The organism is Candidatus Gracilibacteria bacterium (assembly GCA_041661045.1).
Classification (GTDB): domain Bacteria; phylum Patescibacteriota; class Gracilibacteria; order UBA1369; family 2-02-FULL-48-14; genus 2-02-FULL-48-14.
In genome coordinates this window covers 29,138-53,490 of record JBAZVE010000001.1, presented here as the reverse complement: position 1 = coordinate 53,490, position 24,353 = coordinate 29,138, and the positions used below count along the sequence as shown (strand labels likewise).

At 44.3% G+C, this 24,353-nt stretch carries 26 protein-coding genes, 2 tRNA genes and 2 pseudogenes; 18 read left to right on the top strand and 12 right to left on the bottom strand.

The genetic code is table 25. The features are described from left to right. The first annotated feature begins 7 nt into the window (after positions 1–7). Positions 8–235: a DUF2191 domain-containing protein gene (locus WC777_00300; protein MFA6023649.1), complete on the top strand. Its 228-nt coding sequence runs from the start codon at positions 8–10 to the stop codon at positions 233–235. Beyond that, complete coding sequence (locus tag WC777_00295) at positions 223–606, top strand: PIN domain-containing protein (GenBank protein MFA6023648.1); 384 nt, start codon at positions 223–225, stop codon at positions 604–606. The genes WC777_00300 and WC777_00295 overlap by 13 nt, the downstream gene beginning before the upstream one ends. Here the strand turns inward: WC777_00295 and WC777_00290 are convergent. The 5 genes and pseudogenes from WC777_00290 to sufC all read right to left on the bottom strand — a co-directional run bounded on the left by WC777_00290 (position 601) and on the right by sufC (position 5,319). After that, positions 601–1,812: a SufS family cysteine desulfurase gene (locus WC777_00290; GenBank protein MFA6023647.1), complete on the bottom strand. Its 1,212-nt coding sequence runs from the start codon at positions 1,810–1,812 to the stop codon at positions 601–603. The two genes, WC777_00295 and WC777_00290, sit on opposite strands and share 6 nt — an antisense overlap. Then, positions 1,797–2,552: a SufD family Fe-S cluster assembly protein gene (locus WC777_00285; protein MFA6023646.1), complete on the bottom strand. Its 756-nt coding sequence runs from the start codon at positions 2,550–2,552 to the stop codon at positions 1,797–1,799. Before WC777_00285 ends, WC777_00290 begins: the two co-directional genes overlap by 16 nt. Continuing rightward, positions 2,553–3,101, bottom strand: a complete 549-nt coding sequence (locus WC777_00280) for a GNAT family protein (protein ID MFA6023645.1) — start codon at positions 3,099–3,101, stop codon at positions 2,553–2,555. 29 nt (positions 3,102–3,130) lie between these two features. Beyond that, positions 3,131–4,540: a Fe-S cluster assembly protein SufB gene (gene sufB, locus WC777_00275; GenBank protein ID MFA6023644.1), complete on the bottom strand. Its 1,410-nt coding sequence runs from the start codon at positions 4,538–4,540 to the stop codon at positions 3,131–3,133. Positions 4,541–4,581: 41 nt separating this feature from the next. Then, positions 4,582–5,319 (bottom strand): annotated as a pseudogene (gene sufC, locus WC777_00270) (Fe-S cluster assembly ATPase SufC). Between the two features lie 162 nt (positions 5,320–5,481). Between sufC and WC777_00265 the strand changes: the two are divergent. The 3 genes from WC777_00265 to WC777_00255 all read left to right on the top strand — a co-directional run bounded on the left by WC777_00265 (position 5,482) and on the right by WC777_00255 (position 7,438). Continuing rightward, positions 5,482–5,715, top strand: coding sequence for a hypothetical protein (locus tag WC777_00265; protein MFA6023643.1), 234 nt, complete (start codon positions 5,482–5,484; stop codon positions 5,713–5,715). Positions 5,716–5,857: 142 nt separating this feature from the next. Then, a tRNA-Ile gene (locus WC777_00260) sits at positions 5,858–5,934 on the top strand. 91 nt (positions 5,935–6,025) lie between these two features. Next, entirely contained in the window at positions 6,026–7,438 is a 1,413-nt protein-coding gene (locus WC777_00255) for a hypothetical protein (protein ID MFA6023642.1), read from the top strand. Here WC777_00255 and WC777_00250 read toward each other — a convergent pair. The 3 genes from WC777_00250 to WC777_00240 form a co-directional block, all read right to left on the bottom strand. Further along, positions 7,389–8,012: a hypothetical protein gene (locus WC777_00250; GenBank protein MFA6023641.1), complete on the bottom strand. Its 624-nt coding sequence runs from the start codon at positions 8,010–8,012 to the stop codon at positions 7,389–7,391. The two genes, WC777_00255 and WC777_00250, sit on opposite strands and share 50 nt — an antisense overlap. A 130-nt stretch (positions 8,013–8,142) precedes the next feature. Further along, positions 8,143–8,481, bottom strand: coding sequence for a type II toxin-antitoxin system death-on-curing family toxin (locus tag WC777_00245; protein MFA6023640.1), 339 nt, complete (start codon positions 8,479–8,481; stop codon positions 8,143–8,145). Next, on the bottom strand, positions 8,433–8,765 hold the full coding sequence (locus WC777_00240) for an AbrB/MazE/SpoVT family DNA-binding domain-containing protein (GenBank protein ID MFA6023639.1): 333 nt from the start codon (positions 8,763–8,765) through the stop codon (positions 8,433–8,435). Before WC777_00240 ends, WC777_00245 begins: the two co-directional genes overlap by 49 nt. Before the next feature lie 147 nt (positions 8,766–8,912). On the opposite strand from WC777_00240, the gene WC777_00235 reads away from it, so the two are divergent. The 4 genes from WC777_00235 to WC777_00220 all read left to right on the top strand — a co-directional run bounded on the left by WC777_00235 (position 8,913) and on the right by WC777_00220 (position 12,547). Continuing rightward, positions 8,913–9,746 carry a carbon-nitrogen hydrolase family protein gene (locus WC777_00235; protein ID MFA6023638.1) on the top strand — a complete coding sequence of 278 codons (834 nt, stop codon included), beginning with the start codon at positions 8,913–8,915 and terminating at the stop codon, positions 9,744–9,746. Continuing rightward, the gene (locus WC777_00230) at positions 9,728–11,014 is read left to right on the top strand and encodes an MFS transporter (GenBank protein MFA6023637.1); all 1,287 of its coding nucleotides are present in this window, start codon (positions 9,728–9,730) and stop codon (positions 11,012–11,014) included. Before WC777_00235 ends, WC777_00230 begins: the two co-directional genes overlap by 19 nt. Positions 11,015–11,080: 66 nt before the next feature. Beyond that, the gene (locus WC777_00225) at positions 11,081–11,923 is read left to right on the top strand and encodes a hypothetical protein (GenBank protein ID MFA6023636.1); all 843 of its coding nucleotides are present in this window, start codon (positions 11,081–11,083) and stop codon (positions 11,921–11,923) included. Positions 11,924–12,034: 111 nt separating this feature from the next. Continuing rightward, positions 12,035–12,547 carry a hypothetical protein gene (locus WC777_00220; GenBank protein ID MFA6023635.1) on the top strand — a complete coding sequence of 171 codons (513 nt, stop codon included), beginning with the start codon at positions 12,035–12,037 and terminating at the stop codon, positions 12,545–12,547. Positions 12,548–12,580: 33 nt separating this feature from the next. Here WC777_00220 and WC777_00215 read toward each other — a convergent pair whose 3' ends face one another. Further along, positions 12,581–13,216 (bottom strand): hypothetical protein, encoded by a 636-nt coding sequence (locus tag WC777_00215; GenBank protein ID MFA6023634.1) that lies wholly within the window; start codon positions 13,214–13,216, stop codon positions 12,581–12,583. 177 nt (positions 13,217–13,393) lie between these two features. Between WC777_00215 and WC777_00210 the strand changes: the two genes are divergently transcribed. The 3 genes from WC777_00210 to WC777_00200 all read left to right on the top strand — a co-directional run bounded on the left by WC777_00210 (position 13,394) and on the right by WC777_00200 (position 15,703). Next, positions 13,394–13,855, top strand: a complete 462-nt coding sequence (locus WC777_00210) for a pentapeptide repeat-containing protein (protein ID MFA6023633.1) — start codon at positions 13,394–13,396, stop codon at positions 13,853–13,855. Between the two features lie 61 nt (positions 13,856–13,916). Beyond that, positions 13,917–14,465, top strand: coding sequence for a hypothetical protein (locus tag WC777_00205; GenBank protein ID MFA6023632.1), 549 nt, complete (start codon positions 13,917–13,919; stop codon positions 14,463–14,465). Between the two features lie 386 nt (positions 14,466–14,851). After that, entirely contained in the window at positions 14,852–15,703 is an 852-nt protein-coding gene (locus tag WC777_00200; GenBank protein MFA6023631.1) for a PhzF family phenazine biosynthesis isomerase, read from the top strand. A gap of 454 nt (positions 15,704–16,157) precedes the next feature. On the opposite strand, the gene WC777_00195 is transcribed toward WC777_00200, so the two are convergent. Next, on the bottom strand, positions 16,158–16,859 hold the full coding sequence (locus tag WC777_00195) for a class I SAM-dependent methyltransferase (GenBank protein ID MFA6023630.1): 702 nt from the start codon (positions 16,857–16,859) through the stop codon (positions 16,158–16,160). Positions 16,860–17,112: 253 nt separating this feature from the next. After that, entirely contained in the window at positions 17,113–17,400 is a 288-nt protein-coding gene (locus tag WC777_00190) for a hypothetical protein (protein MFA6023629.1), read from the bottom strand. A gap of 104 nt (positions 17,401–17,504) precedes the next feature. On the opposite strand from WC777_00190, the gene WC777_00185 reads away from it, so the two are divergent. The 6 genes from WC777_00185 to WC777_00160 all read left to right on the top strand — a co-directional run bounded on the left by WC777_00185 (position 17,505) and on the right by WC777_00160 (position 21,379). Then, positions 17,505–18,116, top strand: a complete 612-nt coding sequence (locus tag WC777_00185) for a hypothetical protein (GenBank protein MFA6023628.1) — start codon at positions 17,505–17,507, stop codon at positions 18,114–18,116. 69 nt (positions 18,117–18,185) lie between these two features. Then, positions 18,186–19,796: a hypothetical protein gene (locus WC777_00180; GenBank protein MFA6023627.1), complete on the top strand. Its 1,611-nt coding sequence runs from the start codon at positions 18,186–18,188 to the stop codon at positions 19,794–19,796. Positions 19,797–19,860: 64 nt separating this feature from the next. Then, positions 19,861–20,328 carry a hypothetical protein gene (locus tag WC777_00175; GenBank protein MFA6023626.1) on the top strand — a complete coding sequence of 156 codons (468 nt, stop codon included), beginning with the start codon at positions 19,861–19,863 and terminating at the stop codon, positions 20,326–20,328. Between the two features lie 55 nt (positions 20,329–20,383). Next, positions 20,384–20,794, top strand: a complete 411-nt coding sequence (locus tag WC777_00170; protein ID MFA6023625.1) for a hypothetical protein — start codon at positions 20,384–20,386, stop codon at positions 20,792–20,794. 21 nt (positions 20,795–20,815) lie between these two features. Further along, on the top strand, positions 20,816–21,238 hold the full coding sequence (locus WC777_00165; GenBank protein ID MFA6023624.1) for a hypothetical protein: 423 nt from the start codon (positions 20,816–20,818) through the stop codon (positions 21,236–21,238). Between the two features lie 64 nt (positions 21,239–21,302). Continuing rightward, positions 21,303–21,379, top strand: a tRNA-Ala gene (locus WC777_00160). A gap of 45 nt (positions 21,380–21,424) precedes the next feature. Here the strand turns inward: WC777_00160 and WC777_00155 are convergent. Beyond that, positions 21,425–23,890, bottom strand: a pseudogene (locus WC777_00155) (AAA family ATPase). Between the last annotated feature and the right edge of the window lie 463 nt (positions 23,891–24,353).

Sequence of the window (24,353 nt, the reverse complement as noted above, 5' to 3'; positions counted from 1 at the left end):
TAGAAGCATGAAAGTTACCGCTCTCATTCCGGATGCACTGCTCACCGATGTCAGAGTTTTTTCAAAAGGAGAAAACTTAACAGAATCTTTGATCATCGCCTTGTCTGAGTGGGCAAAGCTGGAGAAAATCAAAGAGCTCAATCAAATCCTCGCAAAAAAACCACTCAAATTTAAGAAGGGATTCAATGCGGAAGCCGTTCGTACACTAAACCGCAGGGTCACATGATTTTGGTAGACACCTCAGTCTGGATTGAATTTTTGAAAGGGAAAGAGCCTTGCTACAAATATTTACTGTATTTGCTGCACCACAATGAAGTGCTCACGCTAGACATCATTTTTGCCGAGTTGATGCAGGGAGCCCTGAGTGGTGGGGAGGTCAAAATGATCAGAGCCTATTACGATAACCTCAACAAGCCGGAGATCACAGAGCTACTCTTAAAGGCGGCGGAGGAGTCCAGTAAGAAGAAGTGGATTGCACAGGGCTTGGGCCTGGTGGACTCGACCATTTTGTTTACAGCCATACAAACGGAATCACCGCTTTGGACTTTAGACAAAAACTTAAAAAAACAAACACCAAAAGAACTGAGATATGAGCCACAGCTATAGTTTAAAAACCTCCGCTACTTTTTTAAGACCCTTCGCTAAGGCCTCCACATCTTCTTTCGTATTATAGATTCCAAAGCTCACCCGCACGGTGGAAACAAGGCAGAGCGCTTTCATGAGCGGCATGGTGCAGTGGTGACCGGCCCGGACGCAAATACCTTCTTCACCCAAAATGGCCGCAATATCGTGAGGATGGACTCCGTGCATGGTGAAAGAAATAGAGCCGCGATGCTGGTCGAAAGCCTTGGGGCCATAGACCGTAATAAAGGGGAGTTCATTGAGTTTTTTAAAGGTGTATTCTTGCATCTCACGGTCGTGTTTCATGAGAGTATTTTTTCCAAGTTCCATTAAGAACTGCATGGCGGCACCCATGCCCAGCACCTGCGCAATGTTCGGAGTGCCGGCCTCAAACTTCCAGGGTAAATCGTTCCAAGTCGAAAATTCTTCATGCACTTCACGAATCATATCTCCGCCGCCAAGCCAAGGGTCCATGGCCTCCAAAAGCTCTCGTTTGGCGTAGAGCACGCCGGCTCCGGTGGGTCCGTAAATTTTATGGCTTGAAAAAGCCAAGAAGTCGGCATCAATGTCTTGCACATCAATGGGGAAGTGCGCGGCAAGTTGAGCTGCATCGATGCATAATTTTGCACCAACTTTTTTGGCCAATCGACTCACAATGGAAAGGTCAATAACCGTTCCAAGAGTATTGGAAAGCCCGGTGATGCTCACCATTTTGGTGCGCTTCCCAATCAATTTTTCAAGGGCTTTGTAATCCAAATTCCCCGTGCTCAGAATGGGGCAAAATTTCAAAACAGCTCCGACTTCTTTCGCAATCATTTGCCAAGGCACCAAGTTGGAATGGTGTTCCAAAACACTCAGCACCACTTCATCTCCTTTTTTCAAAAACTTGCGTCCCCAGCACTGCGCCACAATATTAAGACCCTCCGTAGTGCCTCGTGTGAAAAGTATTTCGCCATCCTTGCCCGCATTCAAGAATCTTCGTGCAACGGTGCGCACGGCTTCGTAGCGCTCCGTGGCCATCTCCGCCATGGGGTAGAGCCCGCGGTGCACATTGGCATTAAAATCCAAATAATATTCTTGTTCCGCGAGCAAAGAATCATCCAGGCGTTGCGTGGTGGAAGCACTGTCCAAATACACCAAATCCGGATGATTTTGAAAGATGGGGAAGCGGTCTTTTATTTGGAGAGGCATTGAAGAATGTTTTTAAAAATTCTCTGAGAAAAGGCCAAGTTGGGACATTTTTGCAGAGCATCCCAAAAAAATCCTTCCACCAAAAGTTCTAAACCTTCTTGCGCTTGGAGTCCACGACTTTGCAAATAGAAAAGTTTTTCTTCATCAATTTTTTCGAGCGTGGCGGAATGTGCAGCTTGCACTTCATTGTGCGCAATCTCCAGGCCGGGCACTGCTTCAATTTTACTTCCCTTGCTCAGCAATAAATTGTGTTCTTGCAGCGAAGCATCAGCCCCACTGCAGCCCGGCAACATTTTAATATTCCCATAAAAATGGCCAAAAGCACTGTCCTTCACCGCCCCTCGTGAAATCATCAAGGATCGTGTATTTTTACCCTTGTGGATGTGGTCCACGCGTAGATTTTGCTTGTCCGTATTTTTGCCAAAGAAAAGCGTTTGACTGCTCACGCTACTTTCATCCCCATCCAAAAAAATCGTAGTACTTTCCTCACTTTCACCAAGGATATGGTGGAAGTAATCGAGCTGGGCACCTTCCTCCAGGGTAAAAGTCTTCTCGGATTTCCCGGCATAAGCGCTCATCCATCGCAAATGCGCGCCGGACTTTAAATGAATAGCAACTTTTTGATCCATCTGTGCCCGGTCACATTCCACCCACACCTCTGCACCCTCTTCAATCACCAATGAAACGGAATCCGCTTCTGGCAGAGTATAGACATCCTGATTTTTGAGAGTTTTTTTCATCTAGTCTATTAAAAGTCCCATCAAATAAGCATCGTAGAATTTACCATTGATCAAAGCATCTCGCTTGAGGAGACCCTCTTTTTTAAAGCCAAACTTTTTGTACAACTTCATGGCACGTTTATTGTTGGCCATTACACTAAGATTCATTTTTCGCGTCACTCCGTTAGATTTCGCCCAGTCCAACATAGTTTGAATAAAAAGAGCCCCAATCCCTTTACCCCAATGAGCTTTTTTAAGTGAGACTCCAAAAGTGCCGATGTGCTTCATTCTTTTTTTGGAATTAGCATTCACATTCAAGACTCCGACGATTTCTTTGCCAATTTCCGCGACGAGGAAAATTTCGTTATCAGCTTTATGTGCTTCTTCTACGAAGGCTTCCTCCCCCTTTTTTGTCATCTTAAATTCCCCTTCGGTAAAAGTTAAAAAATCACTTTCTCCAGCCACTTGATTCAAGTATTTAATTAAATCAGATGCATCGGATTTTTTTCCTTCACGGATGGACAGCTTCTCCCCATTTTTGAGGACGAATTGTTTAGAAGTGAATTTCATGTTTTTATTAAGCTCGACTTCGTCGAGTGTTATCCAATAGCTTTTTCCATTTCCATTTCAATCAAACGATTCATTTCCACCGCGTATTCCAGCGGAAGTTCTTTCACGATGGGGTCGATAAAACCATTCACAATCATGGCTAGGGCTTCATCTTCACTCAACCCGCGGCTTTGTAAATAAAAGAGCTGGTCTTCGCTGATTTTTCCAGTGCTCGCTTCATGCCCAATAGACACATCATCCTCATTGATCCGCATGATGGGATAGGTGTCACTCACGGAAAGCGAATCCAAAATTAAACTGTCACAGCGCACTTGAGATTTCGCTCCAGTTGCACCTTTATTTACCTGCAAAAGCCCACGGTAGACATTGCGCCCTCCACCCTTGCAAATGCTTTTACTCAAAACGGTGGAGCTGGTGTCGGGCGCCAAGTGAATCACTTTTGCGCCGGTATCCTGTACCTGTCCGGCATTCGCAAACGCAACGCCCAAGTGATCCGCATGGGACCCGCGGCCGCGCAAAATGGAGCAAGGGTAAAGCATGGTGCGGCCGCTGCCCAAATTTCCACCCACCCATTCCATGGTCGCGTCCTCATCCACCACCGCGCGTTTGGTGTTCAAATTGTAAGTATCCTGAGACCAATTCTCCACGCTGGAGTAACGGAATTTCGCTCCCGCCTTCACAAAAATTTCCACACAGCCCGCGTGCAGGGAAGTGGAGCCGTACTTTGGGGCACTGCACCCCTCTATATAGTGACCTTCCGCGCCCTCTTCAATAATAATCAAAGTGTGTTCAAATTGCCCCATGCTCTTGGCATTCATGCGAAAATACGCCTGCAGCGGCGCCGTCACCTTCACGCCCTTTGGAATAAACAAAAAGGTTCCACCACTCCACACGGCCCCATGCAGCGCCGCAAATTTGTGATCGTGCGAAGGCACCAATTTCATAAAATACTGTTTCACCAGCTCCGGATATTTTTGCAGCGCGATGTCCATGTCTTCAAAAAGAACGCCCTTGCTTTCCCATTCTTCTTTGAGCTTGTGATACGCATTCACGCTGTCGTATTGAGCCCCCGTTCCCGCCAAAACTTTGCGTTCCGCCTCCGGAATTCCGAGTCGTTCAAAAGTGCGTTTGATGTCTTCCGGCACATCCTCCCACTTGCTCGCGTAGCCCTTCATTTCTCCTGGCGATGCGTAGTAAATGATGTCTTCAAAATCAATCGGAGAAAGGTCCACGCCAAACGAAGGCAAGGCCAGCTCATGCCATTTTTTCAAACTGTTCAAACGGTGCTTCAGCATCCACTCCGGCTCTTTTTTATCCGCAGAAATTCTTCGAACCAGGGCCTCCGAAAGGCCTTTTTGTGCCCGCCCCGCGTCTCCTTGTTTGTTGTGGTCATCAAAGACGCTGCGGTCGAGTTCGGCGAGGTAGTCGAGTGCGGTCATTTTAAAATCTTTAAGGGATTTTTTTCACTCAGAATTTTGCGAACAAAATCATAACCCTCTTCTTCCAATCGTGCCGCCAATTCCTTCCCGCCAGAAAGCACAATTTTTCCATCCATCATGATGTGAATGTGATCCGGTTTCAAATATTTGAGCAACCGTTCGTAGTGCGTCACCAAAAGCAAACTTTGTCCCGGCTGTTTCACACTCCGAATCGCTTCACAAATGGTTTTCAGCGCATCAATGTCGAGGCCGCTGTCGATCTCATCCAAAATAGCCAATTGGGGTTCCAGCAAAGCCAACTGCAAAACCTCTGCTTTCTTTTTTTCTCCGCCCGAAAATCCTTCATTGGTATTCCGTTCCATAAACGATTTGCTCAAACCCACCAAATCCATTTTTTCCTTCAAAAGTTTTTTAAAGTTGTACAAAGGCATAGCCACAAATTTTTTATTCCGCGCTTTATGCACCGCATTGTACGAAGCCCGCAAAAACGAAACCATCTTCACCCCGGGAATTTCCTTGGGATACTGAAAGGCCAAAAACAAACCCGCTGCAGCTCGCTGGCTGGGATCCATTTTCAACAGATCCTTGCCGCCAAACTTCACCGTCCCATCTGTAATTTTATACTTTGGATGCCCCATCAAGGACGCCGACAAAGTGCTCTTTCCGGACCCATTCGGCCCCATAATCGCATGAATCTCTCCAGCCTGAATATCGAGCGACAAACCCTTCACAATCTCCTTCTCCTCCGCCGAAATGTGCAAATCCTTAATCGAGAGCATCATAGGGTGAAATCTGGACCCAAATCATACCTGGATCTTCCTCATGAAGCAATGCCGCCGTCTAATCGAGCCACCCATATGAACGCCTGCACCTCTTGCATGAAATCAATTTGATTTTATCGAACAGTTTGGCGTATAGTGAGCGTACTTCTTTACTAAACGATGGATAAACCAGAAGAACCAAGAACGGAAGGGAGAGGAATGCCCTTATTTCTTCGGCCTGGACAATGCTTAGACGGACAGACGGAGGACATGACAGTATGGGCAGAGCAAAAAGGTTTTGGTAGTCTTGTTGTGCTCGTCGACAGGTCTCACGAAGCGCTTCCCAATTGTGAAGTGCGCCCAACCGAAGCAGAAGAGGAAGCAGTACAAGTGTGGACTAAGCCCCAACAATAAGTTTGCCAAAATCCACGCTTTTCTTTAGATTGAGGGCGCCTTTTAGCTTTGTCCTTTTACATGTCGGGCCCGTAGCACCCTTCGGGGTCTACAAAGCCCTCCATTCACTTTCGGAAGAGTAAACTCTTCCTCACCTCATTACGGGCCCGTAGCTCAGTTGGTTAGAGCAGGAGGCTCATAACTTCTTGGTCGCTGGTTCAAGTCCAGCCGGGCCCACCACTATTAAATTTTTAATAGTTCGAGAAAGTACGGAAAAGTTGGGGGAGTTTGCTGGTAAGAATCTATCAAAGTGACGCAAAACTCTAGCGATATGGATATTCATGACCATTTATCGAGTCCATTCAAGCTATGCCCAAAATGTAAAGGTAATAAATATGGCGTATTTTCGGTCATGCCACTTCCAGACACCCGAATAAGTGTTTTAATTAGATTGTGTGCAAACTGTCGGTTCCACGAACAAAGTAAGTTACCCGAAATAAAAAAGAAAATTATATACCTTGATCAGTTTGTTTTGAGCAATTTGATGTTTGTAGCTAATCCAAAAAGTAAAAAACATAAAAAAGCCATGGAAGATAAGTATTGGATGCAAGTTTTTGAAAAACTGCTTAAGCTTATTAAATACAATCTGATTATTTGTCCTTATTCAGATATTCATATTGAAGAATCAATAACGGCAGCAGAATTTAATGACTTACAGTTTTTTCAAAAAATACTGGCGAATAAAGTTGCTTTTAAGCATCACAACCTTGTTCAAGATGCACAAGTAGCCAAACATTTTGAAAATTATCTTAAGGGAGAACAGGATGCAACGATATTTCTAAATGAGCAGGACTGTTTTGATATGGATCCAAATTGTTGGTATTTCAGAGCAAAAGCAACAGACGACTTTCGCTTGGATTTTCCTCTAACTGAAGAAGGAGTGTCATCAGTGAGAAAAGTACGCGATGATTCACACACAAATTTAACAGATCATGTTTATGATAGGTGGAGGGAGGATAAAAAAAGTTTTGATGATTTAGTGTGGGAGGAGGCGCAAGATTTTGGTAAAGAAAAGTTAAGGTGGTTCGGTCGATATGTAAAGTACATAAAAAAATTAATGGAAGGTAAGGCCTTAGAAAAAATGTCGAAACCACCAGCTGTAGACCTATTTGAAAAGTTATACAAAATTGCAAATGCACATTCGATAGGTGAGGACAAAATCCTTTCAACAATAATGGATTGCCTTAATTCCAAGACCATATTGAATGTTCCCTGTGTTAGGCTCTCAGCCACATATTTTGCATCTTTGGCAAGAAAACTCAAGGAGGGTGGGAACAATCCAAGCAGAGGTATGATAAGTGATTCTGAATCTTTATCGACCTTTTTACCTTATTGTGACGCAGTCTTTACCGATAAAGAGAATGATAACTTGTTTGGGCGTGAGCCATTAAAATCAGAGAAAGAAAAGTTTAATACAAATATCTTTTCCAAAAGAAACATCACTAAATTTATAGATTTTTTAGAGGATATTTGGTCACAAGCGGATAATTCACACATGGCCTTAGTCAAGGATATTTATGATCCAAATTGGTTAACATCTACGGTGATCAATTTTGACACTTGAAAACTAAATGCTTGTCTTGATAACCACCAAAAAATAAGTCACGGACTGGTGTGGCCAAATTTCAGGCTACTTATTTTTCCCCCACTCCAACTTCTGAAGCTTCTAAAAGACCCAGCGTAATGTCCGCCGTTGTCACTTCTGTAGAGGCTCCTTCTGATCTTTCGAGGGAACTTTGGAAATGCAGATCTAAGATTTGTTTTAGCGCACGAGCATACTGAAGATAAGCTGTTTCCTCCTCATAATCACTACGATTCCTTATAAGCCCAAGAAAGACAGAGGGCATCCATTTAGTGGGACGGCTTGGTTTACCCAAGAGGATTCGAACCTCATGTAATCTAAGCCTTTCACCCCTCGAAACAGTGAAGATGCCATACTGGTCTTCTCTTGCTGGAGTTATACTGAGTTCCAAGCGGTCACGCGCCACCCGTTCAGCATCATGGAACTTTGAATGGCTCACAAGATAGGCACTTATTGTTTTACCATCTGGCAAAACAGTTCTTCCTTCAAAGTGATCAGGATACTCAGGGCTTTGCTCTCGTGATCCAGTGAAGGGATTGTGACCTAAAGATACCAATGCCTCACGAAGAGCCTCTGTCCAAGAATCTACCAACGGGATGAGCTCTTTAATGGATAAATCTTCAGGAAACCCTAGTTTATAGTCGACGCCCTCTTCAGCTTTTGATGATATAGGCATATTGATCTGTTACAGTGGCATACAATACTACATATGGTAAGCCATGTCAACCAAAGCGCCATACTCCTGTCTACATTAGTCCTCAGTCCAAATTTTCACTCGAATAACCACTAAAAAATAAGTTGATGGTCTAACATTCAATAGAATATTTTTCTAGCCACTTTGCAATTTCATCCAACCCCAATCTTTCGTCAACGATTTTCATGGTAAAAGATTCAAGTTCTTTTTCGCTGGTGATAAGCTCAAATCCATTGAGGTATAAAAGTTGGGCAGCTGAAGCAACGGCCGTTCTTTTGTTCCCATCTAAGAAAGCATGGTTGAAAATTACTGAATGAAAAAGTGCAGCAGCTTTATCAAATAAGCTTGGATACAAGTCATCGTCTCCAAAAGTGGCGCGTGGCCTATTCACTGCGGAGTCTATTAGGCCCACATCACGCACGCCAATAGTGCCACCAGATGCATCCACCACAGCTTGGTTGATATAGATCAGATCTTGAACGCTCAAGTATTTCATTTTCCAGCCAAGTTTTTAAGTGCTTTTGGATAGCGTTTGATAAACTTTGCGGTCCCTTCAATGACCGATTTATTCACCTGTTCTTTCGCCACAGAAACAGGTTTGATGACTATAGTTCGAGTTTCCATATTGGGTTCGATCATAACATCTTCACCCTGCTCAAGCTGCATCAGGTCAAGTAGTTTTCTTGGTAAAGTGACTCCGACTGAATTGCCTACTTTTATAAGTTTATAGAACATAGTTATTAATTAGTTATAACTATTATACATTAACTTTAATTTGATAACAATTAAATAAATCGAGGGACTTGTGTGACCATACTGCACGAAGTGCAGCTTAAAAAATCTTGGTCTGGCAAATTCCTTAGTTTTTGGTATTTTTGAATCATGAAAATCGCTTTAGCTCAACTAAAACTCGGAGAGAACATTCAAGGAAATATTGAAAAAGCTATCTCAACAATGGAGGAAGCAGCTAAAAATGGAGCAAACCTCATTTGTTTCCCAGAACTCCAGTTTTACCCATTCTTTCCTCAGTATAAAGGCAAAGACACCTCATCCTACGAAATAGGAATCGAAGACCAGGTGATTAAATCACTACAGGAAAAGTGTAAAGAGCTGAAGATGGTGGCAGTGCCAAATTTTTACCTAAACGAAGGCGCGGATAAGTTTGATGCCTCTCCATTGATCGATTCAAATGGGGAAATTTTAGGTATTTCTAAAATGGTTCATATTGTTCAAGCAGAGGGTTTCTACGAGCAGGATTACTACAACCCATCTGAAAGCGGCTTTAAGGTATACAACACGGCCATTGGAAAAGTGGGTGTGGTGATTTGTTTTGATAGGCACTACCCAGAAAGCATTCGCTCGTGTGCTTTACAGGGAGCACAAATCATCATTATCCCAACGGCCAATACCAAGGACGAACCTCTTGAAATGTTTGAATGGGAACTTCGAGTCCCTGCAATGCAAAATTCTGTTTTCATTGCGATGTGCAATCGAGTGGGCCTTGAAGGGAAAATGGACTTTTGTGGGGAATCCATTGTTGTAGATCCAAACGGTGGTGTGATCGTAAAGGCGAACGATCAAGAACAGATAGTTTATGCAGATATTGAAATGGAACTAGCCACTAGAACTAGGGATCAAAAGCCTTATTTTAAGCTAAGAAGGCCAGAGGTTTATACACAACAGTTTAACCTGGCACCATGAACAAAAACAGCATAGTACGGAGTTGGGCTTATTACGATTTTGCAAATTCCAGCTACATACTTTCCTATGGGGCGTTTCTTCTCCCAGCTTATTTTGCGACCGTACTCATCAATTTTGGATATCCGCTTGCGGCGTGGGGGACGGCAAATGCCATCGCGACCTTTTTAGGGATCTTACTAGCTTTGTGGTTGGGAAAAATTTCTGATAAATATGGAAAATATAGATTCTTAAAGTGGACAATCATTCTAAGCTCCGTGGGAATGATTGTGTTGGGGCTAGCCACTTCATTTTCCCAGACACTGGTTGCTCCACTTTTTATCCTCACGCAGGCCATTTTCATTGCCTCACTATCGCTTTCAGATTCTGTATTGCCTCATATTTCTCAAGGGCCCGAATCCTATCGCTACAGCGGTTTCGCGTGGGGTTTCGGTTATGTCGGAGGAATCCTAAGTCTGCTCATTGTACTCATCATACAAAGCCAAAGTTCGGAATTTTCACTGCCTGTTTTTTTGAGCGTCAGCATTTTTTATACATTTTTCTCAGGATTAGCACTCAAAGGTCTGAAGTCTTTCAGTGCTTTACCGGCGAGCTACGAGGAATCAGTAACTTTAACTCGTAAACAAAAAATACAGTTCCTTTTGGGGTTTTGGATCATCAGCGAGTGCATCACCGTTTTCATACTCTTCTTTGCTTTGTATTGCTCAAAAGAACTGGGACTGACTTCAATGCAAATCGGATACATGCTTTTGCTCATTCAACTGGTAGCCTTTCCGGCTACGCTAATAGGCGGTCGCTTAGCTGCGAAAGGGAAAATGGCGACTATATTTTCAAGCTCCATGATCTGTATGCTGGTGGCCTTTGTGCTTCTTTTGCTCCCACCCTACGCACCAACGGTCATTTTGATTTCAATATTGGGTGGGTTAGCGGTAGGGAATAGCCAGTCGATACTAAGAGCCCACTATGCTCGAGTGGTAAAGCCAGAAAATTCAGGCACGGAATTCGGTTTTTACTCTTTTGTTTCTCAGGCGGCCGTGATCATAGGGCCCATTTTATACGGATGGTCCAGCGATTCCTTGGAGAGTCAAAAAATCCCCCTCATCGTTTTGACGGCATTAATGCTCGTAGGCTTCTTGATAGTCTTGCCAATCATGCGTAAAAAAGTAGCCAGTAAGTCAGTCTGATTAGTCTATTGAGCGATTTTCATCCGTACTACCGCCAAAAAAATAAGTCGAGGAACTAGTGTGACCATTCAAGGTTTTTACTGTACAGAAATGTCTTGCTAAAACCTCATCACTGGTTAGTTTTTTGCAAATCTGGTATAATGAGCTGATTTATAATCAGATAAATTAATGAGAGATTTAGACCTAGAAAAACCTGAAGAGGAGGTGGCAAGAGAAGCAACTAGTCCAGAAGTGAAGGAGGCAGCTGGATTGCCTCTTCCAGATACTATGATTCTCGAGAAGGAGTTGAACGATGAAGAGCTTACAAAGGTAAGAAAACAATGGGGTCTATTTCAAAGATTAAGTACCTTAAAGGTTCCAAATCCTTTGCAAATACGTATTCAAGCTGGCTTAACTCCACTTGTAGCGGGAACACTTGTTCACGGAACATCTTATTCAAGAGAGAAAATCCAAGCTCTGCAAGCAAATGGGGTGTTATCAGGAGAATTGATAGGTATACCTGAAGATAGTGAAACACATTTCTGTGCAGATTTTTATAAAATACCGCACGATACCTCGGTAAAGGATTATGTGGATTGGTACCATGTGCCAGATGAAAAACGGCGTCCTGATGGCTCTCTTATAATGAAAAGTTCAAAAATGGAACGCACTTTTTTGCCAAACAAAAACAGTAGAACGAATGATCAAGTAGCAATTCTAATTGACCCTAACATTGCTGAATTGAAAGAACTTCTACATATGGATCCATATAACGCTGAGGGGAGAGAAGAAATGAAAGGGATTATAAATCAATTGCCGTATGACCCGAATTCACCCGAAGGGCAAAGGTTATCTTCAATTTTGTGCGGTATACCTGGGAACTTTATATCAGGAATTATTTTGCCACCAAAATTAGCTGAAGACAAAGATGAGGTAGCGTTTATAAGATCGGTTTTTGAAAATGTAGCTCTTTTTAATACGGAAGGAGAACTGATCTTATGATTTTTTACTCGAATCACCACCAAAAAATAAATCGAGGAACTAGTGTGACCATACTGCACAAAGTGCAGCATTCCAAGATGTATTTCAAGACTCTATAGCACTGGTATAATTTATAGGCTTATCTACTAACACAGTTCTTACATGCCTGATTCCATTCTTAGTCTTATCGCTTTGATTGTGAACTGCATCACTCTTTTGGTCCTTTATCTTTCTTGGCACAAGAGTCGAATTATTTATGGGATTCAAACATATTGTATCGGCCATGAGGGGGGTGATAGCTTTGAGAATTTGAATAATCAGTTACAAACAGGTCAGTATGAGATGCTCCACGCTTCTATGGACCATTTGGACGGCAAAAAACGCTGGCTTTTTGTAACAGGAAAAACAAAAAACAATACATCCAGTAATTCTTCACAAAAATGGCTTTATCTATTCTCAGGAATCCTTATTGGTGCTTGGCCCACCTTGCTTTTTATAAAAAATGATTTCAATTCTACAATCATAGGCCTAATGGAAGCAGGCAACACAAATTGGGATAACTTAAGAGTTGAAATGATAGATACAATGGGTCTTCTAACTTTGGGGCTGTCAGTCCTGAGCATAGTCTACATAATAGATGTAGGGATTACTCTATTGAGAGCCACCAAAAAATAAGTCGAGGGAAATTGTGACAAAACTTGAGGCTGCTTAATTTTTTTCCTCTATAACTTCTGAAGCTTCTAAAAGACGCGGTGTCACGGTCGCGCTTGTCACATCTGTAGAGTCTTCTGCTACTCTTCCCAGAGAATGTTGGAAATGCAGATCTAAGATTTGTTTTAGCAAACGAGCATACTGGATATAAACTCTTTGCTCGTCAAAGGTATAATCTCTAGGATCCTTTGTATCCCTGGATCTGGCATAGAAAGGGGTCACCCATTTAGTGTGATGGCTTGGTATACCCAAGAGGAGTCTAACCTCTTCTAATCTAAGATTTTCACCCATCGAAACAGTGCTGATGCCATGCTGATCTTCTCTTACCGGAGTTATACTGAGTTCCAAGCGGTCATTTGCTACCCTTTGACCATCATGGAACTTTCCAACAGTCATAAAATAGGCCCTTACTTCTCTACCATCTGGCAAAACAGTTCTTCCTTCAAAGTGATCTGCGTACTCAGGTTTTTGCTCTCTGGTTCCTGTAAAGGGATTGTAACCTAAAGAGATCAACGCCTTACGAAGAGCCTCTGTCCAAGAATCTACCAATAGGAAGAGCTCTTCAATGCGTAAATCTTCAGGGAACCCTGGCTCATAGTCGACGCCCTCTTCAACTTTTGATGATATAGGCATATCAATCTGTTACAGTGGTATACAATACTACATACAGTAAGCCATGTCAATCAAAGCACTATACTCCTGTCTACATTAGCCCCCAGTTCAAACTTTCACTCGAATCACTACCAAGAAATAAGTCGAAAATCTACTAAAACGCAGAAAGTTTGCTAAAGTAAAACTGCATTTTTTAATATGACAAAAAACTTAGAAGAATTTGATCGGGTTTATAGAAGTGAAGAAACTTTCACTGGTTTTTTCGACTTGAGAACTACAAATTATGCAGGAGGCTTAGGAAGTGGAGATGTAATGGACAGCGATTTTATGGGTAGAGTTTTTGAAAACTGTTTGATTCTTGGAGGGGATTTTGCAAGCGGAATTTTTAATGATTGCACTTTCAATAATTGTATTTTTTTAGAATCTGCACTTGTTGGCTGTAACTTTGAGAACTGTAGCTTCAAGAAAACCGAGTTTCTTAACATTCAGATAAGCCTTTCTATTGGAGGTATAAAAGCTTGCAAGGTTGAAGGACTAAGTATCAGCAACATGTCTCCTTTTGAAGATGTGCTAAGGTTTGCCAAGAAAACTGTTTTTGGTGAATCTGGCTTTGATAATTATTGAAAAATAAGTCGAGGCCCACCACTATTAAATTTTTAATAGTTTGCTAAATCCAATTTTCGTATGGTAAGTTTACCTACCAACCAATAACTCCTTAAAAATGAGAACAGAATCCCCATTCCCTAGGCTCAGAGCAGTGTATGATGGAGGTGGACTCTTAGACAGCGAAGCAACAGAGGCCTTAGAAGATGAAGAGGAAAGTAGAATGAGGAAGGGTGACGAGGCTTTCTTAGAGAGCAGCAATGGCATGAATGGAGGTTTGGAAGAGCTTATTGATAGCAATCGAACTAGGGCTCAGAGGCTCTTAGCTCAGCACGGTCAACAGGGTGAAGGCGGACAGACCCGCTTGCTTGTACAAACTACATACGCCGGGGACTTCCCATGGACGGAGGTTGAACTAATTAGTAGGGGAGATACGCTAGGTGTTAATCTGCAAAGACCTTTAGCATCTTCTGGATGGCAAGTAGCTACTGTTGAGGGATATAGAGCATGGAGGGTCCTTCCAGAATTTCAAGAAGGTACTTCATTAAGTAGTGGACGCAACGAGGGCCTGATTAGCATGGCGGGTGACATCAGGAGAACGCAGGCATTATTAGCCATCCTAGAAGGGAAATTAGCTCAGGGGTCAAGAGGAGCCACAGCTTCATAACCAACAAAAAATAAGTCGAGCGACTAGTGTGACCACACGCACAAATATTGACAGGATGTGAAGAAATGATGTAATATCTTACCTTGATAATAACTTAACCAAAATATTATGCCAGGAGGGCCAACAAGACTGGAAAGCTTAGCTGCTATGATTAGTCGGGAGCCTGAGCCTAGAATCCCTGAATTAATAATTTCGGCAGGTGCTCTTGGAAGAACAGGTGGTGAAGTAGATCAAGTCAGAAGACAGTTAGGACTTCAAAAAGCGTTAGGAGGAAGTGAGGCATTAAGGAAATAGTCAATCAAATTCGTCTCTTGCACGGCCGGGCCCACCACCCTCGTCGCAGACGAGTGGATATTAAATGTCGAAAAATCTGCTAAACTCACTCCATGCAACAGATTCAAGCGACCACAGTAAAGGCCTTCACAAAAAATCCAAAGTTGGGGAATCCAGCTCTAGTTATTGATGCAGATCTTGATTCCGAGGAAGCCATGAGACTAGTGAGAGAGTCTGCATGCACAGTAGCAGCCATTATTGATACAAGAAAAAAGCCAATTCCAATCCGTTTCCTCTATGAAAACGGGGCGACTGAAACTTTCGCTTGTGGGCATGCCACCTTAGCGGCAGCACATCTTGCCTTTCCGCCTCAAAGCCAAGTGATGGAGGGAAAGTTTGTGAACACAAAAGGAACAGTCATTGAAGCGACTCGCTTTCCTGATGGCAAAATTTCTCAAACTCAGTCCCTTCCAGGATTTAGAGATTTGGAAATTCCAAAAGAAGCACTTGCTGAGATCCTTCATATTGATCACATTCTTGAGTCCCTGCCCATTCAACTCGTAGGCGCTCCAGGGAAAATGAAACTTATGATTCCTGTAACACTCGAAAATTTGCTTAAAATTCAGAGAGATTTTCAGGCAATTCGAGCATTTTGTACTCGTTACTCAACCGATGAGGATCCAATCACAGGATTGTTTCCTTTTGCATTAGAAACTGAAGCTCTAGATGCTCACGCGCGTCATTTCCCGAATCGAGATGAAGAAGATTTGGTCTGCGGTGTGGGCTCCATAGCTCTCGCTGAATACTTACAAAAACACTTAAGATCCAGTCAGCAAGAATTCCTTATCCGTTGTGGTCCTGGTTTAGAAGGAATGGGGGATTTGACCGTACGAATGGAAGGAGCTGGAAGCGCTAAGAAGATTTATCTTGAAGGATATGCGATTTCAGTTTTTTGCTGAGTGTAGACAGGTTGATGACTTTTCGACAATTAATGTTAAAATGAGTGGCAGTATCAACCAATATAGAGATGAAAGAAACAATGTTATCCATCTTTCTGGCAAGCTCCAGCCCTGTTTTGGCTGAAGAAGGGATAAAGCCAACTCAAACTCAAGTCGACCCCACTCCATTTTCAAAAGAAGGAGTTCCTTGTTGGCAGGTTGAATTTGCGCAGAGGGTGGAGAAAGGCTGCTCAATAAATTTAGAAGAGTCCACGATAGTAGATCCATCGGAACCTTGTGGCCCAGGCCATCCAATCGGTTGTTCATGTGAATGTTGTCAGGCATTACCTGTGCTCCCGCCTCCTCCTATAGAACCATTGCCAGTACTTCCAAAGGGTGAAGAAGAGCCTCCATTGCGTACTTAGGTGGACATCAGAAAAGTTCAAAATTATCCGCGTGCGACCTACTACGATTCTAGAGTCTACTTCTCCAGAACCGCCGAGTAAGAGCCATCCTTAGTGACTTTAAGGTAAATGACCTTCCACCCCGTTTTTGCCGCGAGTTCCTTAAGTTTTTCGGAATCAAGATGAATCCACTTGAAGTAAGTTCCAATGGCTTTCTTGTATTCCACTCGAATTTTCACCTCACCCACATACTTTCTCCTTTTGAGATTCATTTGGTGATAAGCCTTATGCTTTGGATTGTCCGTCTTGCTAACATCCATACTGGTGAGCAGCACACGGCCTTTTTTGTCGACAAGTGTGTTCAATTTTTTAAGTAAGTTCTCGGCTCCTTTCAAATCGCCGCCAATTCCAATGTTGTTTCCAAAGAGCAAAACAGTATTGTATGCAGAAGTTTTTCGCATTTTGAAAACATCCTTCATCTCAGCCTTTAGTCCCCGTTCCTTACAAACGCGAACAGCAAGAGGGGAGAAGTCGATTCCACAAATATCAAAACCCTTCTTTCCAAAATAGAGTAGCGCTCGACCAGCCCCGGAGCCGACATCCAAAATCTTCCCACGAGCGAATTTGACCAAAGCTTTCTCCTTGGACATAAGCTCGGGCCGAAAATAATCAGCATTAGGAGTCTCATCTAAAAAGCCATCCTCCCGCCTAACGAAATGAGGCGTTTTATGATCGCCCTTCCAGTACCCATACAAGGCTTGCCCAAAAGTATCTTTCATAGGTTTACTTTTTTGAAGTCGCGAAGTAACGGTCAGCTCTGAGCTCAACTAAACCTTCCTCTAATAGTGTTTGTAAGTCTCCCAAAGTTGCTCCACATTCATCAAGAGTTCTTTGTCTAAGCCAAGCGGATTGCATCCCCGTGTGAGATAGGGTGATTGCCTCTAAAACTAATCTTTGAGGCCCAGACAAGGCTATTGGGACACGATCCATACAAAATAATTAAAAGTAACCCTAATACGATCAAAAATAGCCCTATTCATTGAGGAAGTCTCGCCTAACTGCTGCAACCGCTCTTAGTACGGCGTTACTAGAGTTAGAGCCTGGCTCATAGTGGTCAGAATTTACTGCATTTGCCTCAGCTTTTCTTACTAAATCTCCTAAATCTAGATCGCCAACTCGTGCCCTAAACTCTGAACTGCGAAGCCCAATCAGCCCCGAATAGTCTTCTGGAAGTGCAGCGGCTAAAACTCCATCAATTTCAGATGGAAGAAGGGGTCTGTCTCCACCATCAACTTGGATCACTTCATTAAGTGTTAGCATAAATTTTCATTTAATACATCCAATATTATACACCCTTTTGACGACCTTAGCAAATGCTTAGCCCAAACCCTTGCCGAAGCCAAAATAAGTGTTAAAATGACAGCATGGAACGAACGATACCAAAGGAGGTTCACATGTCAGTTGAGGATTTGCTTCGAATTGGTGATGCGCAAATGCGCAATCAAGAAGCGGAAACGGGAGCTCTGCTTTTGGGTGGAATAATGGACGGAACGGTTTTTAATGTTGAGGGATGTGTAGGCTTGGGGCTGGGCGATAGTCCTAAAACGAACAAGTTCGAAGTAGGAGACCAAACAAGAGCCAAGATTCAAGAAGAACTGAGGCTCAATCCGCATACGCCCACTTGGTCTATGGCCCACACGCACGGACCACAGCTTGGACCTGAGGCCAATGGACCGAGTTCCGCCGACATCAGCTATTCCGGGCAGCTAGAAGACCAAGTCAGCAATTACGGAGTTTCCCTAGTGATCAAAGCCAACGCAGATGGTGGTGGGCGCTTTACCTTTTTTGATGGGCAGGGGCGTGAAATTCCTTGGGTTGTTACAGGATTAGACGGCAGAGAACACACGCAAGCTGCCGTTAGAGCTAACGGCTGGGGAAGCGCTTGGGATCGCGATGCTTATGGCTACTCAAGCACCCAATATTTCGATACAGGGCGAGCCGCAAACAATAATCGTGCATTTTCAGTAGCGGCATAAGAGAAAGACCGCATGGTCGGCCTCGTTTTATTGCTACTCAGGAAATAATTGCCATGCTAAGCTCTCCCCATGAGCACCTGTTTGCAATGTAAAATCGACTTTGAACCCGCTCCGGAGGATCAAAAATTTTATGAACAAATCGGCGTGCCTGCGCCAAAGCAGTGTCCGGAGTGCCGGCTGATTCGGCGGCTTCAGGAAAGAAATGGGCGGAAGCTCTATAAAAGGAAATGTGACTTTTCCGGCAAAACCATCCTCTCCACTTATCATGAAAATCAGCCCTTTCCGGTCTACCACTACGAAACATGGTGGGGAGACGAGTGGGATGCGCTGTCGTACGGCCGTGAAGTGGATTTCAATCGGCCTTTTTTTGAACAATTTGCTGAGCTGCTCAATCAGGTTCCGCATCTTTCTTTATTTGTGATTGGCGGCACACTGGAAAATAGCGAATACACCAACTGCACAGGTTATTTAAAAAATTGTTATTTGGTTTCTGAAAGCGATTACAGTGAGGACTGTGCTTTTTCAAATCGAATCTACCACTGCAAGAATGTGCTGGACTGCACCAATTGTTACGAGTGTGAATTGGCCTACGAATGCATCGATTGTCAAAAATCCTACAACTTAAAATTCTCGCAAGAATGCACCGGCTGCCAAGACGGCTTCTTCCTTAAAAGTTGCGTGAGTTGCAAAGATTGCATCGCCTCGGTGAACCAGCGCCACAAGCAGTACATGATTTTCAACAAACAGCTCAGCAAGGAAGAATACGAACAAGAAAAAGCAAAAATGAAACTCAACACGCCAGAGGGGATTGCGGAATTGAGGCATCGTGCCGAAGCCTTCTTTTTAACTCAGCCCCGCAAAGCTACCGAAGGCGAAAACAATGAAAATGTACTGGGCGACCATCTCTACAATTCCAAAAACGCCTTTCACTGTTTTGATTCCAAGGATCTTGAAGATTGTCGTTACTGCATCAAAGTGGCTCTTCATGCCAAGAATTGCATGGACTACACTTCTTGGGGCTGCAAGGCGGAGCTCATCTATCATTCAGCGGGATGTGGAGACAACGCTTACAACTTAAAGTTTTGTTCCACCTGCACCACCAACAATTCCAACTTGGAATACTGCTTTCAAGTCACGGGTTGCAGCGACTGCTTTGGCTGCACCGGACTCAAGAAAAAACGCTTTTGTATTTTTAATAAACAATATTCCGAGGCCGACTACCATATCCTCCGTGCCAAGCTCATCGAGCACATGAAGCAGACGGGGGAGTATGGTGAATTTTTCCCAGTCGAACTCAATCCTTACGGATACAACGAGACCCTGGTCATGGATCACTTTCCGCTCACACGAGAAGAGGCTTTGGCCAAAGGCTATAAGTGGTCTGATTATGAAATGCCCGCGCCGGCAGACACCAATGTTCCCGATACAATCCGCTGTGAAGTCACGGGAAAAGTCTACAAACTCACACCACAAGAACTCGCTTTTTATAAAAACATGGACCTGCCACTCCCCAAAAGGCACCCGGACCAAAGACATGCCGACCGCATGCTCAAACGCCCGGAATACCGACTTCAAGAAGTGGCCTGCACCCACTGTGGCCAAACTGTTCCCAGCGCCACCACTTCGCAGAACTCACAAAGCATCCTATGCCCGGCGTGTTACCTGAAAGTGGTGTATTAAAATGCCCACCGCCTTTCATGTAGCATCAATTTGTGCTACAATTCCTATTCAGCATTAAATTGTCATGGAAACCTCTCCAGAACCCCCAGATGACGAAATAGTAGAAGATCATGATTTCATTGGATTTATAAAAAGAGACCCTGACGATCCAGGGAAACTAACGGAAGAAAGTGTAGCTCTATTGAATAAGTGGGAAGATCAGTGGACGGCAGAAATGGATAGAGTGTATTTCCCGCTGGCAGCTCCTCTTAAGGAAGAGATCGCTCATAGATTGCGTCGAGCGAAAATTTTTAAAAGGAATGGCTTCATGGATCGAGCCTTGGAAGATATGGAAGATGTCACTCAGTATGCAGGAGAGTTGAACAAAAGAGGGGAGGAACCGGACCTCGAAAATGAGCTTGCCGCTCGTATGAGAGACCTTGCAGAGGAGTTGAGACGGAAGACGGAAGAGAACGGCGATACACCAGAGCCTTGGCTTGAAAGATTATGTGACTACCAACCCAGAAAACTAAACCAGGTAGAAAAATCCTAGCAACCCCAGTTGGCAGGCCCTTCCATTAACATAAATTTTATGTTATAATTCAGGCATGGAAGAATCTCCAGAAGAAATAAAGGTATTAGATATCAACTTTATTGAAGAAGCTGGAAGGCGATGGGTCAGTGAGGATGAATTTACCGATTGGTATGAAGCGATTCAAACTGTTTTAGCAGAAGCTGGGATATTTTTAGAGAAAGAAATAATTCAGGAGTTAGGAGAGAACGCTCAAGAAGAAGACGAGTTTGAGCTGAGTCTGATTATTCACATGCTTAGGCATGGTTTGATTAAAAAGGAGCAAATGGGGCCAGAGTGGGAAGGAGTTTTGGAAATTGCCACCACCGCAGTCGAAATGGAGGCTTCCGCCATGGAGCGCCCTGATGAATTATTTGATGGATTGACAAAAGCAGCGGAAAAAAATCTACCCGTACTTTGACATATTTTCAAGTTGTTTTTCGCTTAAAAAAAGAGTCCAATAAAGACGATGAATACTTTCCTCAAAGAAAAAAGAACAAACGAGGATCAGGGCTACACGATTCCAGACAATCGCCGCCAGTTCGAGACATGGAGGCAAGACCCAAGTGCATTAAAGGCAGCCTTGAGAGATGCAAATACCCCACAAGAAATACATTGTTTGATCACTTTTTTGACTTGTTTCAAGGTGAAACCAGAAGTTCGGGAGGTCATTAGGGGAGATTGGATAAGCTTTTTGGAAAGAGCTTTGATGGCGAGTAATCGGGGTCAGATCAGTCTCTCCATTTCAGACTACAGAGGGCTCAGTCAATACCTCATGACGCTTCGCACCAATAGGCAGTCCGCCTCTCTCTCCATCCCACAAGAAGAAACAGCTCATCAAGTCGTTGAAGTGATGGCAGCTCCAGTGCTAGAAGCTCTCGCTGCAAAATAATCTTGTATGCCCACGGGGACTGAGTTACCCTAGCATCGCTTTTTTGTTATCCTCACCTCATTACGGGCCCGTAGCTCAGTTGGCTAGAGCGCTTCCATGGCATGGAAGAGGTCGTCGGTTCGATTCCGATCGGGTCCACCATCAATTGAAGCTGATTTTCCCTCCTTTCATGTCGATGCTTATGCTGTCGCCTTCTTTGAGTTTACCCTCGATGATTTGGAGAGAAAGTTCATCCAGAATTTCATTTTGAATGAAGCGTTTGAGGGGGCGAGCACCAAAGACTTCGTCGTAACCGGCCTCCGCAATGTGTTTGAGCACGGCCTGACTGATCTTGAGTGAAATACCTTTCTTTTGAAGTCGTTCTTCGATGCGTGCCATTTGCAAGCCTACAATTTCGGTGATTTCTTCCGGGGTTAAGCGGTCGAAAAGGATAGTTCCATCAATGCGGTTCAAAAATTCAGGACGGAAGAAGCTTTGAAGATTTTCGGGGGGTAAATTGGAGGTCATGATGATGACACTGTTTTTAAAATCCACGGTGCGGCCCTTGCTGTCGGTCAAATGGCCATCATCCAGGAGTTGCAAAAGCACATTAAAAACATCCGGGTGCGCCTTTTCCACTTCATCAAAGAGGACGACGGAATAAGGGTGCCTTCGAACCGCCTCCGTGAGTTGGCCACCTTCCTCATAGCCGATATACCCGGGGGGGGAGCCCACGAGTCGTGCCACCGATTGTTTTTCCATGTACTCGGACATATCGATGCGAACCATGTGGCGTTCGTCACTAAAAAGAGATTCCGCAAGCGCCTTGGCCAATTCGGTTTTCCCAACGCCGGTGGGCCCGAGGAATAAAAATGAACCCATCGGGCGATCCTCATCTTGGAGTCCACTCCGGCTGCGGCGCACCGCTTTTGCCACGGCCTCAATAGCTTTTTTCTGCCCAATCACTCGCTTACCAATTTCCTCTTCCAGGTGCGCCAAACGGTCCGATTCTTGGGCCAACATTTTGGTGACCGGAATGCCCGTCCAGCGCGAAACCACTTGGGCAATATCGTCTTCCGTCACTTCTTCTCGCAGGAGTTTTTCACCACCTTGTTTGCGCTCCATCTTTTTTTCAAGGGCGGCGGCCTTTTCTTTCAAGGCCGGTATTTTTGCATACTTAATCTCCGCCACTTTTTGCAAATCTCCATTGCGTTCGGCCGCCGCCGATTCCTGTTTCAAGTCCTCCAACTCTTTGTCTATCGCTTTCATCTCATCCATAGCCTCTTTTTCTTTGCGCCACTTGAGCTCCAAGCCTTTGTTTTCTTCTTTCAACTCCGCCAATTCTTTTTCCAATTCCTGCAGGCGTTTTTGAGAAGCACTGTCCTCTTCTTTTTTAAGAGCCTCCCGCTCAATCTCAAGCTGTAAAATCTTTCTTCTCAAGCGGTCGATGTCAGTAGGCATGCTGTCGTTTTCAATGCGAATCACGCTGCACGCTTCATCCATAAGGTCGATGGCTTTATCGGGCAAAAAACGATCGGTGATATAGCGGCTCGAAAGATTCACGGCGGCAACCAAAGCATTATCACGAATACGCACCCCATGATGAACTTCATATTTTTCTTTGATTCCACGAAGGATGGAGAGGCTGTCTTTGATGCTGGGTTCCTCCACCATAATCGGTTGGAATCGGCGTTCCAAAGCGGCATCCTTTTCGATGTGCTGGCGGTACTCTTTAAGGGTAGTGGCGCCAATGGTGCGCAGCTGCCCCCTGGCCAAAGCGGGTTTAAGCATATTCCCCGCATCCATTGCACCTCCGTCTGCACTGCCTCCGGCACCCACAATAGTATGGAGTTCATCGACGAAAAGAATGATGTCTCCGCTGGATCCTTCAATTTCCGTAATCACCGCTTTGAGTCGTTCTTCAAATTCCCCACGGAACTTGGTGCCGGCAATCATGGCGGCCAAGTCCAAGGAAAGGAGTTTTTTATATTTCAAATTTTCAGGCACATCTCCTTCCACGATTTTCTTTGCCAGACCCTCTACAATGGCGGTTTTTCCGGTACCCGGCTCACCCACCAAAACAGGGTTATTTTTAGTTCTTCGTGAAAGAATTTGCATGGTGCGACGGATTTCCTCATCTCGTCCAATGACGGGATCAATTTTACCCTCGCCAGCTCTGCGGGTGAGGTCCACTGTATATTTTTCAAGCACTTGGTATTTGTTCTCGGGATTAGGGTCGGAAACGCGCTGTCGGCCCCTTATTTTCTTTAATTCTTCGTCCACGATGCCTCTGTCCACGGGAAAAAGTTTTCTGATGGAACTGTCCTCCAAAAGCGCCAAAAAAAGATGTTCCACGCTGATATAATCATCCTTCATTTTGGCAGCTTCTTTTTCTGCTCGTTCCAGAGTGATTTGAAGTGCACGGTCCACTTGAGGGCGCACCCCTTCTTTCACGCTGGGAGCTTTTAAAATTTCACTGCGTACTTTTTCAGCCACTCGCTCGGGATTTTGTTTCAATTGTTCCAGTAAACCGGGCACCAGGCCGCCATCTTGCTTCAAAAGGCTCACAAAAAGATGCAGGGGAGTAAGGCTGGCATGCCCCAATTTCTCTGCGAGAGTCACGGCCCCCTCAAGGGCCTCTGCCGATTTGGTGGTGAATCGATCAAGGTTCATGGTGAGTGTGGTTGAATTAGCACTTAAAATTGTAGAGTGCCAGACCATCGCTTGTCAACACATGAAAAATCTGCTTAAATGAGTCCTATGCATCAAGACTGGCAAAGCAAATACCTCAGCCTATTCGTCATCCTCATCGCCTTTGTGGACGGGATGCTGGTGGCCAAGCAATGGACCAACGGGGAAGAAACCCCCGCAGTCTCCGCTATAGTCATGGAGGACAAGCTTGAACAAAAAATAAGTTCACAGATGGTAGCGCCCATCGAAGAGACAGCTCCGGAAGCCCAAAAAGTCCCCTTTGTTTCCCAAGCTCCATACGGACTTTGGACGGATCCCTGGGCCTCCTTTGCAGAAGAAGCTTCGGCTTTCATGGCTTTTTTGTGGGCAAATCAGGAGGAAGCCCCCACACGAGAGATTGTGGGCCAGGCACTCCTCAGCCTAAAAGAATGGGAAGAACTCAATC